Genomic DNA, 13,391 nt, shown 5'->3' on the forward strand with positions numbered 1-13,391 from the left:
GCGCAACTGCCACCGCCGTTGCGAGAAACCATCATGGCCGACCCCCTGCCGATCGCCCGCCACGGCGACATCCTCTGTGAACTGCTGCCCGCGCTGGCCAACCGCCACGGCCTGATCACCGGCGCCACCGGCACCGGCAAGACGATCACGCTGCAGACGCTGGCCGAGAACTTCAGCCGCATCGGCGTGCCGGTGTTCATGGCCGACGTCAAGGGCGACTTGACCGGCATCAGCCAGGTCGGCGCACTGAGCCCGAAGCTCGCCGCGATCATCAAGGAGCGCGCCCTGCCCGAGCCGGTGCACGCGGCCTGCCCGGCGACGCTGTGGGACGTTTTCGGCAAGGACGGCCATCCGGTGCGCGCGACGATCAGCGACATGGGCCCGCTGCTGCTCGCGCGCATGCTGGCGCTGAACGAAACGCAGGCCGGCGTGCTGAACCTGGTGTTCAAGATCGCCGACGACCATGGCCTCGCGCTGCTGGACCTGAAGGACCTGCGCGCGATGCTGCAGCACGTCGGCGACAACGCGAGCGAGTTCACGACCGAATATGGCAACGTCAGCGCGGCCTCGATCGGCGCGATCCAGCGCGGCCTGCTGCAGATCGAGCAGCAGGGCGGCGACCGCTTCTTCGGCGAGCCGATGCTCGACCTGGCCGACTTCATGCAGACGGTCGAAGGCCAGGGCGTCATCAACATCCTCGCCGCCGACCAGCTGATGAACGCGCCGCGGCTGTACGCCACCTTCCTGCTGTGGCTGCTGTCGGAGCTGTTCGAGATGCTGCCGGAGGTCGGCGACCTCGAGAAGCCGAAGCTGGTCTTCTTCTTCGACGAGGCGCACCTGCTGTTCAAGGATTCGCCGGCGGCGCTGATCGAGCGCATCGAGCTGGTGGTGCGCCTGGTGCGCAGCAAGGGCGTCGGCGTCTACTTCGTGACGCAGAACCCGCTCGACGTGCCCGACACCGTGCTCGCGCAGCTCGGCAACCGCGTGCAGCATGCGCTGCGCGCCTTCACGCCGCGTGACCAGAAGGCGGTGAAAGCAGCGGCCGACACGATGCGGCCGAATCCGAAGCTCGGCGATCTGGCCGCTGCGATCACCGAGCTGGCGGTCGGCGAGGCGCTGGTCAGCTTCCTCGATGCCAAGGGCCGTCCTTGCGTCACCGAACGGGTGTTCGTGATGCCGCCGGGAAGCCAGATCGGGCCGATCGCCACCGAGCAGCGCCAGACCCTGCGCGCGGGCTCGCTGGTGGCCGGCGTCTACGAACAGGTGGTCGATCGTGAATCGGCCTACGAGCGGCTGAAGGGCCGCGCGGCTGCAGCGTCGGCACCCGCAGCGGCACCGCAGGGCCCGGCGGCGGCCCCGGCGCCCGGCCGCAGCATGGCCGACGAAGCCACCGCTGCCACCCGCACGCTGCCCGGCGGCCCGGCGCCCGCGCCGGCCGAGGGCGGCGGCATGATGGATGACTTGAAGGGCGTGCTGTTCGGCCGCACCGGCCCGCGCGGCGGCCGCCACGAGGGGCTCGCCGAATCGGCCGCGCGCTCGGCGATGCGCTCGATCGGCTCGGCCGTCGGCCGCGAAATCATCCGCGGCGTGCTCGGCTCGATCCTCGGCGGCGGCAAACGCCGCTAAGTCAGCGCGGCTTCAGCGCACCGTGTAGCCGCGGCCCTCGAGGCACGCGCTGCGGGCGCGCGCGTAGTCGGCGCGCCGCGCGGCATCGCCGCTGCCCTGGCCCGTGGCCGACGCGCTGGGATCGAAGCCGCTCTGGCTGGCCGCCCAGCGATGGCATTCGTAGTCGTCGCTCGCCTGTTGCGCCGAGGACTGGCCCTGGCGCGGATAGGTGTACTGCCGCGCAGGCGCCGGCTGCGCGGGCTCCTGCGTCGGCGCCGGCACGATGTCGTAGGCGCCGTCGTCGCGGACGCGGTAGTAGACGCCCTGCGCGTGGTAGTAGGTGATGCCGCCGATCACGACCGCCGTGTAGACCGCCGGCAGCGTGTGCGCGTACCAGCCGTACCGGTACGGGTAGTAGGGATAGCCGATGTGCCACTGCAGGCCGATCGAGTGATGGCGATGGCCATGCCAATGGCCGTGATGGCCGTGCCGGTGTCCACCGTGCCCGCCACCGGCGAAGGCGCCGGTCGACACCAGCAGCCCGGCGAGCAACCAGGCCAGGCCACGCAAGAGATGTGTCATCGCCATGTCCTCGTCAGGCGGCGCGGTAGCCGCGCCCCTGCATGCAGGCCGACATCGCGCGCCGGAAGTTCTCGTGCGGCGCCGTCGCTGCGGCGACGGCGTTCTGGTGCGCCTGCTGCTGGCGCGCCTGCATGCGCTCGACCGACTGGGCCCGTGACTCCTGCGCGATCGCACCGAGGATCAGCCCGAAGACCGCGCCGATCGCCGCGTTCTCGCCGGCGTAGCGCGGGCGCGAGACCGCAGCGCCGAGCCACGCGCCGGTCAATGCGCCACCGACCACATCGGCGCCGTCACGCTGCGGCGGCAGCGGCTCGGGCGCGCGCGGCACGCGCAGCGGCGTCATGCCGGGATCGGCCCCCGTCTGCGCCGAGGCCCAGCGGTAGCACTCGTAGCGGTCGCGGTCCTGTTGCGGCTCGGCCTGGCCTTGCTCGGGGTAGAAGTACAGCGGGGGTGAGGCCACGGTGGTCGTGGCGGGCGGTGACGAGTAACCGTGATAGCCGCCGTGATAACCCCGGTGCGGGGCGACGACGCAGCCGCCGAGGGCGACCAGCAGCAGGCACGACACGAGCCGCTGGACGGCCGGCCGGGCAACGGAAGGGCGTGAGCTCATGGCAGCCATCCTGCAGCAACGTCGTCAACCCCGCTTGGCGTTGACGTGAAACATTGCAAAGCTGGCAGTGCCTTTGCCACGCCCGGTGGCCCGGCAGTGTTTCAGGCAGTCAGCGCCGCCCGGCCGCCCGAAGGCGCTGACGCGCCCCCTCGGGGGGCAGCGAACGAAGTGAGCGTGGGGGCTCAAGCAGCTTGCCGGCGCAGCTCGGGCATCACGTAACCGCGCTCCTCGATGTCGCGCTTGTCCTCGGCGGCGGCGGCCGACAGCTCCTTGCGTATCTGACTTTCCAGCAGCGGGCGCAGCAACGGGCCGATCACCGGCGGCAGCGGCAGGCGCACGGTCAGGTCGACGGCGGTGCCGGCGCGGCCCGCGCGTGCCTCGTCGCGAAAGCGCGCCTCGATCGAGCCGCCGGCGTTGAAGCCCTCGACCGAGGTGTCGACCAGACGGCCATCCGGATGGATGCGGCGCTCGAAGACATCGCGCTGCGCGATGCCGAGCAGCCTGACCACCTGCACGTAGCGCGCGCTGTCAGGCCCCTGCGACAGGATCTCGAAGCTCAGCTTCGGATGCACATTGGCGTGAATGTGGTGTTGCAGGTCGGCGAACTGCGCTTGCACGGCAGCGCGCGGTGCGGCGATCCATTCCTGGTGTTGGACTTCGACGAAGCGGGGCATGAACGGCTCCTTCGGATGGCGTCAATGTCCCGGTCTACGCGGGCGGGCCCTTGCCGGATGTTGCGAGCCGGTCCCGCGCGGCAACAACCCTCTGGATCGCAGGGTCGGCCTGATCCAGGCGGTCCCGCGCGCCGTAGATCCCAACGAACCCCCACCATCTCACTCCGATGAGCTCGCTCGCCATCGCCTCCCCGGACTTCGATGCTGTTCGGCCCTGGCTGCCTCTGGCAAGATGCCGGCCGTCCGCGGTCGTCCGGCCGCTGCGCCTGGTTGCGATGCACCCTGCCCGTTCCGAACCGCTGCCGATGCCGCCGCCCGGCGGGGTGACCGTTGATCCGCGCCAGGCGCGTGACCGCCAGCTCGCCGGCTGGCTGCAGCAGGCGGCGCAGGGCGACGCCCAGGCCTTCGAATCCTTCTACGACGCGACGATCGTCTTCGCGCACGCCTTTGCGCGGCGGCTGCTGCGCGAGGCCGATGTCGACGACGTGATCGCCGACGCCTATTTCCAGGCCTGGCGCGAGGCCCCGCGCTTCGACGCCGCGCGCGGCAGCGCGGCGACCTGGCTGCTGACCCGCGTGCACAGCAGGGCCATCGACCTGCGCCGCCAGCAGCGGCACGACAGCGCTGCGCCCGCCCCCGACAGCGAGGACGACCCGCTCGCCCGCCAGGCTTCCGACCTGCCGGGGCCCGAAGACCTGCTGGCGCTGGCCGAGGCCGGCTCGCGGCTGTACCGCGCGCTCGCTGCGCTGTCGCCGCAGGAGCGCTGGGTGCTCGGGCTGGCGTACTTCCGCGAGCTGTCGCATGCCGCGACCGCGCAGGCCACCGGATTGCCGCTGGGCACCGTGAAATCGCTGCTGCTGCGGGCGCAGCAGAAACTGCGCGCGCTGATGGGCGTGGGGGGCGTGGAGGGCGTGGGGGGCGTGGGCACCGAAACCACCGGACACCGATGATGGACGATCGATCCTTCCCCGACGACGACAGCGCCGCCGTGCTGGACGCGGACATCGTCGACCTGCTCAACGACGCCGTCGCCGCGCCGCCGTCGCCGCTCGACCAGCTGAGCCTGCAACGCGTCAAACGCCGCGTGCTCGCGCGCATCGCCGAGGCGCAGACCACGCGCCACCTGACCGTGCGTGCCGACGAGGGCCAGTGGCAGCCCTTCGGCCCGGGCCTGACGATGAAGGTGCTGCACGAGTCGGGCGGCATCATGTCCTACCTCGTGCGGCTGGCGCCCGGTGCGGCGTTGCCGCCGCACCGCCATCCGGTCGACGAGGAATGCCTGGTGCTCGAAGGCTCGCTGCGCGTCGGCGACCTCGTCGTCGGCCCCGGCGGCTTCCACCTCGGGCGCCAGGACGTGCTGCACATGCGCGTCGAGAGCGACAGCGGCGCGCTGATCTACCTGCGCGGCGCAGTGCCGGACAACTCGATGCTGATCTGACGCCCGCTTCGGATCAGCTCCACGCCAGGTCGCCGCAGAAGACGAAACGCCGCCCCTCGCGCACGAGCGCGACCGACACCGTCACGCACAGCTGCGCGCCCTGCAGCGACAGGTAGGGCCGCGTCACCTGCACCTGGCCCGGGGCCTCGGCCCCGCGGCCGCGGCCACCGAGCGCCCGGCCTCGATCAGGCTGCCGCCGTGGCCGATCGCATTCAGGTACGGCGCGATGCGCTCGCGATGGGCACGGCTGCTGTCGCCCGCGCGCCGCTCGAACTGCGACCAGGCGCTGACCAGCGGCCGCGACAAGCGCTCGGTGCCCTGCAGCTGCGGCATCGGGCGGCCGAAGCGGTAGCCCTGCACCAGGTCGACATCGCAGTCGAGCGCCACGTTGGCCTCGTCGGCAGTCTCGATGCCTTCCATCAGCACCAGCGCGCCGCACTGGTGCAGCAGCGAGACCATCTGCGCGATGACCCGCGCGACGCCGCCATCGAGCGCGCCGCGCTGCACCAGGCTGCGGTCGAGCTTGACGATGTCGGGCCGGATGCGCCAGACGCGGTCGAAATTCGAATGGCCGGCGCCGAAGTCGTCGAGCGCGAGCAGGCAGCCCGCTTCGCGCGCGGCCTGCCCGGCGCTCTCGAACGCGCTCGGATCGGCCACCGCGTCCTCGGTGACCTCGAGCACCAGCTGCTGCGGCGTCAGGCCGTGCTCATGCAGCGCGGTCGAGAGCTGCGCGATCACCGCCTCGCGCGCGCCGCGCAGGAAGGTGCCCGGCCGCAGGTTCGCGAACAGCCACTGCGCCCCCTGCGCCTGGCGGCCGAAATTGGCGACGTGCAGCTGCAGGCAGTCGGTATCGAGCCGCGCCTCGGCGGCGGCGCCGGTGGCCAGTGCCAGGGCCTGCAGCGGCGGCACCGCGTGGCCCTGCGCGTCGGTCGCGCGCAGCAGCGCTTCATGGCCGACGACGCGCCGATGAGACAGGCTGACGATCGGCTGGAACGCGCTGTTCAGGCGCAGGCCGCGGAGTTCGAGCGTGCGGGCTCCGACTGGGGGCGGCAACGTGGCAACGGCGGCGGTCAAGTTCACTCCTCGTGGGCACGGCGCACCACTTCGGCGCCGCGGCCCCCCTCTTCGCAAGCGGCGTGCCGCGCATCTGGCGCCTGCCGGCGCCGTCTCGCGACAAGCGGCGGCGTTTCGTCGCCCGGCTGCGGCGCCGCGACCCCCCGCTGCGCAGACTGCGGCCACTTCCACCCCCTGCAAGAGGTCCGCGCATGAACACCCCGCTCCCATCCCGCCTGTCGACGCTCGCCGCCGCGCTGCTGCTCGGCGCCACGCTGCTCGCACCGCTGGCGCCCGCGCACGCCGCCGACACCGCCGCCTACGTCGCCGCGCTGAACGAATTCCTGCGCGGCAACGAAGGCGCCGAAGCGGCGATCGACGCCGCGGCCGAGCAATTCAACAAGCTCTCGCAGGCCGAGCCGAACGACCCGGTGCTGCGCGCCTACGCCGGCGCGTCGACCTCGATGCGTGCACGCACGACGCTGCTGCCGTGGAAGAAGATGGGCCACGCCGAGGACGGCCTGGCGCAGATCGACAAGGCGCTGGCACTGCTGACGCCGCAGCACGACGCGCCCGGCTACCGCGGCGTGCCGGCGAGCCTGGAGACGCGCTTCACCGCTGCCGGCACCTTCCTCGCGCTGCCGTCGATGTTCAACCGCCAGGCACGCGGCGCGAAGCTGCTCGACGAGGTCGCGAAGAGCCCGCTGCTCGACGGCTCGCCGCTGCCCTTCAAGGCCGCCGTGTGGCTGCGCGCCGGGCAGGAAGCCGCGAAGGGGCAGAACGCGGCCGAAGCGCGGCAGTGGTTCGAGAAGGTGGTGGCCAGTGGCGCGCCGCAGGCGGCGGCCGCTCAAGCCAAGCTGAAGGAGCTGTGATGGACGCGCTCTCACTGCGCGGCGTGCACAAGACCTACCGGCTCGGCGAGCACGTCGTGCCGGCGCTGCAAGGCGTCGATTTCGGCCTGGCGCCGGGCGAGATGCTGGCGCTGACCGGGCCGTCGGGCAGCGGCAAGAGCACGATCCTGAACCTCGCCGGCCTGATCGACACGCCCGACCAGGGCGAGATCCTGCTGCGCGGCGAACCGGTCGCCAGCCTCTCGGGCAACGCCGCGACGCTGCTGCGCCGCGACGCGATCGGCTTCGTCTTCCAGAGCTTCAACCTGGTGCCGGTGATGACGGTGGCCGAGAACGTCGACTACCCGCTGTTCATCGCCGGCGTGCCGGCGGCCGAGCGGCGCGAGCGCGTCGCGGCGATGCTGCGCGCGGTCGGCCTGCACGAGCATGCGAAGCACCGGCCCGATGCGCTGTCGGGTGGCCAGCGCCAGCGCGTGGCGATCGCCCGCGCGCTGGTCAAGCGCCCGGCGCTGGTGATCGCCGACGAGCCGACCGCCAGCCTCGATTCGCAGACCGCCGACCAGGTGCTGGCGCTGATGCGCGAGCAGGGCCACGCGCACGGCGCGGCCTTTCTCGTCGCGACCCATGACGCGCGGCTGCTCGGCCGCTGCGATCGCGTGATAGCCCTGCTCGATGGGAGGATCCAATGAGCGTTCACCAACCGCTGTCCGCGGGCACGCTGCCGATCGGCGCGGCCAACCACGGCACGTCCTTCGCGTTCTGGCCATGGCTGAAGTTCGCCTGGCTCAACACCCTGCGCAACCGCCGCCGCTCGGCCGTCACGGTGACGATCGCCGCGCTCGGCACCGCGGCGATCCTGCTCGCCGGCGGCTTTGCGCTCTACACCTATCAGGGCCTCGCGCAATCGTCGGCGCGCTCGACCGGCCACCTGATCATCGGCAAGCCCGAGCAGTTCTCGAAGGACGAGGACACGCCGCTGCAGCACGGGCTGGACAACGTCGCCGCGCTGAGGGCCAAGCTGCTGGTCGACGACCGCGTGCGCCAGGTGCTGCCGAAGATCGAGTTCTCGGGGCTGATCAGCAACGGCGACAAGTCCACCGTGATGATGGCCGCCGGCATCGACCCGGACGCCGAGTTCGCGGTCAAGGGCCCGTTCCTGAAAATCCACGCCGGCCAGGTGCTCGCCAGCGGCGAGACCCTGCGCGTGATGCTCGGCGAGGGCCTCGCGCGCAGCCTGAAGGCGACGCCGGGCAGCAGCCTGACGCTGCTGGCCAGCACCACCGACGGCGCGCTGAACGCGCTCGACGTGACGGTCGCCGGCGTCTTCTCGACCGGCATCTCGGACATCGACAAGCGCCTGGTCTACACCGACATCGCCACCGCGCAGAAGCTGCTGGTCACGCAGCGCGTGTCGAGCCTCGGCGTGTTCCTCGACCGCATGGAATCGACCGAGCCGACGCAGGCGCGGCTGCGCGGCGCCCTGCCGCAGCTCGAGGTGCGCACCTGGATCGACCAGGCGAGCTTCTACCGCAGCGTCAAGGAGCTCTACAACCGCATCTTCGGCGCGCTCGGCCTGATCATCGGCGTGATCGTGGTCTTCGTCGTCACCAATGCGATGGCGATGGCGATCATCGAGCGCACCCGCGAGATCGGCACCTTGCGCGCGGTCGGCACGCTGCCCTCGCAGCTGGTGCGTGGCTTCGCGCTCGAAGGTTTGCTGCTCGGCGGTGCCGGGGCGCTGGTCGGTGCGTTGATCGCGCTGGGCGTCGCGATCGCGCTGCTGGTGTTCCCGGTGCAGATGCCGCCGCCGCCCGGGCGCAACGTCGGCTACCCGCTGCAGGTGGCGATCGACGCGCCGCTGTACCTCGGCACGCTGGCGGCGATGGTGCTGCTGGCGACGATCGCCTCGGCGCTGGTCGCGCGGCGCACGGTCAACAAGCCGATCGTCGATGCGCTGGCCCATGTCTGAAGGATTCATCATGAAGAAGCTGTTCACTGCGCTGGCGCTGGCCGCCGCCGCACTTGCCGCGCAGGCGACGACCGACGTCGGCGCGCTGCTGAAGACCGCCGACCGCTACCGCACCGGCGGCGGTGCCGACCTGCAGGTCGAGACCCAGGTCACCGTGTTGAACCGCGACGGCTCGCCCGACAAGGAGCGCCGCTACACGGTGTTCGCGCAGGCGCAGCACAAGTCGCTGGTGCTGATGCGCTCGCCGGCTGAAGCCGGGCAGAAGGTGCTGATGCTCGGCGACGACTTCTGGCTGCTGCTGCCCGGCAGCCAGCGGCCGCTGCGCATCACGCCGTCGCAGAAGCTGCTCGGCGACGCGTCGACCGGCGACATCGCGACGCTGAGCTGGGCCGAGGACTACACCGGCACGCTGGTCGGCGAGGAGCAGTGCGAGGCGCAGAAGTGCCTACACGTCACGCTGCAGTCGGCGCGCAAGGGCTTGTCGTACGCGCGCATCGAGCTGTGGCTGGGCAAGGCACGCGGCGAGCCCTTGAAGGCCGAGCTCTACGTGCAGTCCGACAAGCTCGCCAAGCTGGCCAGCTTCGTGATGGACAAGCCGGGTGGGCAGGTGCAGGAGATGGTGCTCACCGACAAGCTCAGCTCGCACAAGGAAACGCGCGTGCGCTACGTCTCGCGGCAGGCGAAGCAGGTGCCCGAGGCCTGGCTGAACCCGATGTTCCTGGCGCGCAATCCGGCGCTGGAGTAACGCGGTGCGATCGTTGTCGATCAAGCGCCTCGCGAGCGTGGCGCTGGCGGCGGGCTGCGCGTCGTTCGCGGTCCAGGCGGAAGGCGAGACGCCGAGCGGCGAGCTGCGGCTGTCGTGGACCGATCGCAGCGCCTCTTCGCGCGGACCGCTGGCCGCGGCAGAAGCGCTGCAGCCGGGCATCGCGCCGCCGCCGGCGAGCGCGCTGCTCGCCGAGGCCGAGCTGCGCCACATGCTGCGCACTCGGCTCGGCGCAACGCCGCTCTCGCTGGCCGGCAACCTGTGGCTCGGCCACCAGCATGCCGAGGGCCGCGCCTCCGACGGCGAGGCCCGGGTCAACGAGCTGCATCTGTCGGCCGACTTCGGTGCCTGGCAGGCGAGCGCCGGCAAGAAGGTGCTCGGCTGGGACGTCGGCTACGGCTTCCGCCCCAACGACTTCGTGCAGCAGGAGGTGCGCCGCACGCTGCTGTCGTCGACGCCCGAGGGGCGGCCGCTGCTGCAGCTCGAGCGCTTCGACGCCGACAGCGCACTGTCGCTGGTGTGGGTCAATCCGCAGCGCTGGTCGGCCGACGATGCCGCGAGCCGCGGTGCGGCCGAGAGCGCGTTCGCGTGGCGCGCCTACCGGCGCTTCGGCGGGCTCGATGCCTTCGGCTTCGCGCGCCACGGCGCGCACACCGGCGCCAGCATCGGCAGCGCGCTGGCCTGGATCGCGACCGACGAGCTCGAGCTGCACGGCTCGATCCGCTTGCTGCAGCGTCATGACGGCTGGCGTTTCTCACCCGCCGCAGGCGATGCGCCGGTGGCTGGCAACCCGTGGCAGCCGGCCACGCTCGGCCACGCGACGCAATGGCTGGTCGGCGCCAGTTGGACCGGCCTGCAGCGCCAGGGGGTGCTGCTCGAGTACTGGCACGACGGCACGACGCTCGCCGATGCCGACTGGAAGCGCTGGAACGCGCGCAGCAGCGCGCTGAAGCGCCTGCCCAGCCCGCCGGTGCCCGCCGCTGCGAAGGCCGGCAACCTGGCCTGGCAGGCGACGCCCTTCAACGCCCAGAGCCTGCGCCGCGACAACCTGTTCGTGCGCCTGTCGTGGCAGCCCGAACCCTGGCAGCTGGCCTTCGACGCGCTGATCACGCCGGCCGACCGCGGCCGCATGCTGACCGCGAGCCTGCAGTGGCAGGGCGACCATTGGCGCCTGAATGCCGCGGTACGGATCAACGGCGGGCCGGCCGAGGCGGTGATCGCGCAGCTGCCGACGCGCCGCAGCGTGCTGCTGGCGGCCACGCGGCCGTTCTGACTGGCGGCGCGCCGCCGCCACTTCACGACCTGCGGCGCCGTTTCGTCGCAGCTCGCTCGTCGCGAGCCCCGGCGATCCGCACCATGCGGACATCGCAACCGACAAGCCCCGGAGAACACCGATGAGCACTTTCCTCCTGACCATCATCAGCCGCACCCCCGTCTGGGTCTGGGTCCTGCTGGCTGGGCTGATCGTGCTCGGCCTCGCGCAACTGCGCGAGCGCGAGGTCACGCGGCGCCGGGTGATCATCCTTCCGGTCGTGCTCGGCGTGCTGTCGCTGTCGGGCGTGGCCGGTGCGTTCGGCCTGCATGCGGCCGTCGAAGGCCCGTGGCTGCTCGGCGTGCTGCTCGGCCTGGCGCTGACGCGTGTCTTCCCGCCGGCAGGCCGCGTGCAGGCGCTGCCCGAGGGCCGCCTGCTGCTCGGCGGCAGCGCGCTGCCGCTGGTGACGATGATGGCCGTGTTCTTCATGCGTTATGCCGTCAACGTCTCGCTGGCCGTCGTCCCGGCGCTGGCACAGCAGACGCTCTTCGGCGCCGGTGCCGCGCTGCTCTACGGCCTGCCGGCCGGCCTGATGGCCGGGCGCGCGCTGCGCATCCTCGGCAGCGCCGCAGTGGCGCGGCCGGCCTTGGCCTGACAATCCCGCCATGCCCGCTCCGACCCGATTCACGCTGTCGCCGCTCACCGGCGAGATCGAGCCGCAGTGCACCCCGCGCTGGCTCGACATGCTGCGCCACGGGTTGACGGTGGCCGCGGTGAACCTGGTCGTCGGGCTGGTGCTCGGCTTCGTCGGCGACGGCCAATACCTGAAACAGATCGTCTATTCGCAGTGCATCGGCCTGTCGGCCTGGCTGAGCATCGACGGCGGCCGCTTCGCGTTCGAGCTCGATCCGCTCAGCGGCTGGCCGCGCGGCTGGCGCATCATCGTGCTGATCACCGGAGGCACGATGCTCGGCTTCATCGTCGGCCATGCGATCGGCGACATGATCTACGGCTGGTCGCCGTTCGACACCTACCGCCTCGGCCGCCGCAACCTCGCGCGCGACATCGCGATCACCGCGACGATCGGCGCCCTGATCTCCGGCTTCTACTACCACCGCGGCAAGACGGCGGTGCAGGAGGCGCTGCTGGCCCGCGCCGAGCGCGATGCGACGCTGGCGCGGCTGGACCTGCTGCGCTCGCAGCTCGAGCCGCACATGCTGTTCAACACGCTGGCCAACCTGCGCGTGCTGATCGGCATGGACCCGCCGGCCGCGCAATCGATGCTCGACCGGCTGATCGCCTTCCTGCGCGCAACGCTGAACGGCTCGCGCGCCAGCCAGCACACGCTGGCGGCGGAGTTCGAGCGCCTGGCCGACTACCTCGCGCTGATGGCGATCCGCATGGGTCCGCGGCTGGAAACCCGCTTCGACCTGCCCGCCGAGCTGCGCGAGCTGCCGGTGCCGCCGCTGCTGCTGCAGCCGCTGGTCGAGAACGCGATCAAGCATGGGCTGGAGCCCAAGGTCGGACCGGGCCGCCTCGTCGTGTCGGCCAAGCGCGAAAGCGGTTGGCTGCTGCTGTCGGTGCGCGACACCGGCGTCGGCCTCGGCAGCGGCGCGGCAGCGCGTGCGGACAGCGGCTTCGGCACCGCGCACGTGCGCGAGCGCCTCGCCGCGCTGTTCGGCGGCGCCGCGTCGTTCTATCTCGCCGCCGCGCCGGACGCCGATGGCGGCGTGCTGGCCACCGTCTCGCTGCCGCTGCCGACGACCTCCTCATGACCATGACCGCCGAGCTCACCGCGCTGATCGCCGAAGACGAACCGCTGCTCGCCGCCGGGCTGAAGGCCGAGCTGGCGCGCCTGTGGCCTGAGCTGGCAATCGCGGCGATCGTCGGCGATGGCGCCAGTGCGGTCACGCAGGCGCTGGCGCTGCAGCCCACGCTGTGCTTCTTCGACATCCGCATGCCCGGGCTGACCGGCCTCGAAGCCGCACAGGCGCTGGCCGAAGACTGGCCCGACGATGCGGCACCCTTCCCGCTGCTGGTCTTCGTCACCGCCTACGACCAGTACGCGCTGCAGGCCTTCGACGCGCAGGCGGTCGACTACCTCGTGAAGCCGGTGGAGCCGGCGCGGCTGGCGGCCTGCATCGAGCGGCTGAAGAAGCGCCTGGGCGACCGCGCGCCGGCCACCGCCGACACCGGTGACAGCCCGCTCGACCGCACGCTCGAACAACTGCGCGCGCTGCTCGGCGCCAGCGCCGCGCCGGCGGCGCCGCGGCTCGACGTGATCCAGGCCAGCGTCGGCAACCTGGTGCACATGGTGCCGGTCGACGAGGTGCTGTATTTCGAGGCCGCCGACAAGTACATCCGCGTGATCACCGCCGAGCGCGAGCACCTGATCCGGCTGTCGCTGCGTGAGCTGATGCCGCAGCTGGACACGCAGAAGTTCTGGCAGGTGCACCGCAGCCTGGTCGTGCGCGCCAGCGCGATCACCACCGCGCTGCGCGACGACTCCGGCAAGGTGGTGCTGACGCTGCGTGGCCGGCCCGAGAAGCTGACCGCGAGCCGCCTCTACGCGCACCTGTTCAAGGGGATGTGAC

General features: G+C 71.8%; 15 protein-coding genes. 11 read left to right on the forward strand and 4 right to left on the reverse strand.

Translation table 11 applies throughout. The features are described 5' to 3' along the window. The first annotated feature begins 33 nt into the window (after positions 1–33). On the forward strand, positions 34–1,626 hold the full coding sequence (locus HLB44_RS17695) for a helicase HerA-like domain-containing protein (protein WP_173124916.1): 1,593 nt from the start codon (positions 34–36) through the stop codon (positions 1,624–1,626). Between the two features lie 12 nt (positions 1,627–1,638). Here HLB44_RS17695 and HLB44_RS17700 read toward each other — a convergent pair whose 3' ends face one another. From HLB44_RS17700 to HLB44_RS17710, 3 genes are all read right to left on the reverse strand, one after another. Beyond that, on the reverse strand, positions 1,639–2,187 hold the full coding sequence (locus HLB44_RS17700; RefSeq protein ID WP_173124918.1) for a hypothetical protein: 549 nt from the start codon (positions 2,185–2,187) through the stop codon (positions 1,639–1,641). Between the two features lie 13 nt (positions 2,188–2,200). Beyond that, entirely contained in the window at positions 2,201–2,797 is a 597-nt protein-coding gene (locus HLB44_RS17705) for a hypothetical protein (protein WP_173124920.1), read from the reverse strand. 182 nt (positions 2,798–2,979) lie between these two features. Continuing rightward, on the reverse strand, positions 2,980–3,471 hold the full coding sequence (locus HLB44_RS17710; protein WP_173124922.1) for a hypothetical protein: 492 nt from the start codon (positions 3,469–3,471) through the stop codon (positions 2,980–2,982). Between the two features lie 275 nt (positions 3,472–3,746). Here HLB44_RS17710 and HLB44_RS17715 point away from each other — a divergent pair, with 275 nt between their 5' ends. After that, complete coding sequence (locus tag HLB44_RS17715; protein ID WP_173124924.1) at positions 3,747–4,421, forward strand: RNA polymerase sigma factor; 675 nt, start codon at positions 3,747–3,749, stop codon at positions 4,419–4,421. Then, entirely contained in the window at positions 4,421–4,909 is a 489-nt protein-coding gene (locus tag HLB44_RS17720) for a cupin domain-containing protein (RefSeq protein ID WP_173124926.1), read from the forward strand. The genes HLB44_RS17715 and HLB44_RS17720 overlap by 1 nt, the downstream gene beginning before the upstream one ends. 123 nt (positions 4,910–5,032) lie before the next feature. Here HLB44_RS17720 and HLB44_RS17725 read toward each other — a convergent pair whose 3' ends face one another. Next, a complete protein-coding gene (locus tag HLB44_RS17725; RefSeq protein WP_173124928.1) occupies positions 5,033–5,983 on the reverse strand; it encodes an EAL domain-containing protein in 951 nt (316 codons plus the stop codon). Between the two features lie 191 nt (positions 5,984–6,174). Here HLB44_RS17725 and HLB44_RS17730 point away from each other — a divergent pair, with 191 nt between their 5' ends. From HLB44_RS17730 to HLB44_RS17765, 8 genes are all read left to right on the forward strand, one after another. Beyond that, positions 6,175–6,834: a hypothetical protein gene (locus HLB44_RS17730; RefSeq protein WP_173124930.1), complete on the forward strand. Its 660-nt coding sequence runs from the start codon at positions 6,175–6,177 to the stop codon at positions 6,832–6,834. Further along, positions 6,834–7,502, forward strand: a complete 669-nt coding sequence (locus HLB44_RS17735) for an ABC transporter ATP-binding protein (protein WP_173124932.1) — start codon at positions 6,834–6,836, stop codon at positions 7,500–7,502. The genes HLB44_RS17730 and HLB44_RS17735 overlap by 1 nt, the downstream gene beginning before the upstream one ends. Next, complete coding sequence (locus tag HLB44_RS17740; RefSeq protein WP_173124934.1) at positions 7,499–8,782, forward strand: ABC transporter permease; 1,284 nt, start codon at positions 7,499–7,501, stop codon at positions 8,780–8,782. Before HLB44_RS17735 ends, HLB44_RS17740 begins: the two co-directional genes overlap by 4 nt. A 10-nt stretch (positions 8,783–8,792) precedes the next feature. After that, on the forward strand, positions 8,793–9,527 hold the full coding sequence (locus HLB44_RS17745) for an outer membrane lipoprotein-sorting protein (protein WP_173124936.1): 735 nt from the start codon (positions 8,793–8,795) through the stop codon (positions 9,525–9,527). A 4-nt stretch (positions 9,528–9,531) separates the two neighbouring features. After that, positions 9,532–10,818, forward strand: a complete 1,287-nt coding sequence (locus HLB44_RS17750) for a hypothetical protein (RefSeq protein ID WP_173124938.1) — start codon at positions 9,532–9,534, stop codon at positions 10,816–10,818. 121 nt (positions 10,819–10,939) lie between these two features. Continuing rightward, positions 10,940–11,452, forward strand: coding sequence for a DUF6622 family protein (locus HLB44_RS17755; protein WP_173124940.1), 513 nt, complete (start codon positions 10,940–10,942; stop codon positions 11,450–11,452). 10 nt (positions 11,453–11,462) lie between these two features. Then, entirely contained in the window at positions 11,463–12,572 is a 1,110-nt protein-coding gene (locus HLB44_RS17760) for a sensor histidine kinase (RefSeq protein WP_173124942.1), read from the forward strand. Positions 12,573–12,574: 2 nt separating this feature from the next. Beyond that, positions 12,575–13,390, forward strand: a complete 816-nt coding sequence (locus HLB44_RS17765) for a LytR/AlgR family response regulator transcription factor (protein ID WP_173125576.1) — start codon at positions 12,575–12,577, stop codon at positions 13,388–13,390. The last annotated feature ends 1 nt before the right edge of the window (position 13,391 follow it).

Origin of the sequence: Pseudaquabacterium terrae, assembly GCF_013266755.1 — a bacterium.
In the GTDB taxonomy this organism is placed as follows: domain Bacteria; phylum Pseudomonadota; class Gammaproteobacteria; order Burkholderiales; family Burkholderiaceae_C; genus Pseudaquabacterium; species Pseudaquabacterium terrae.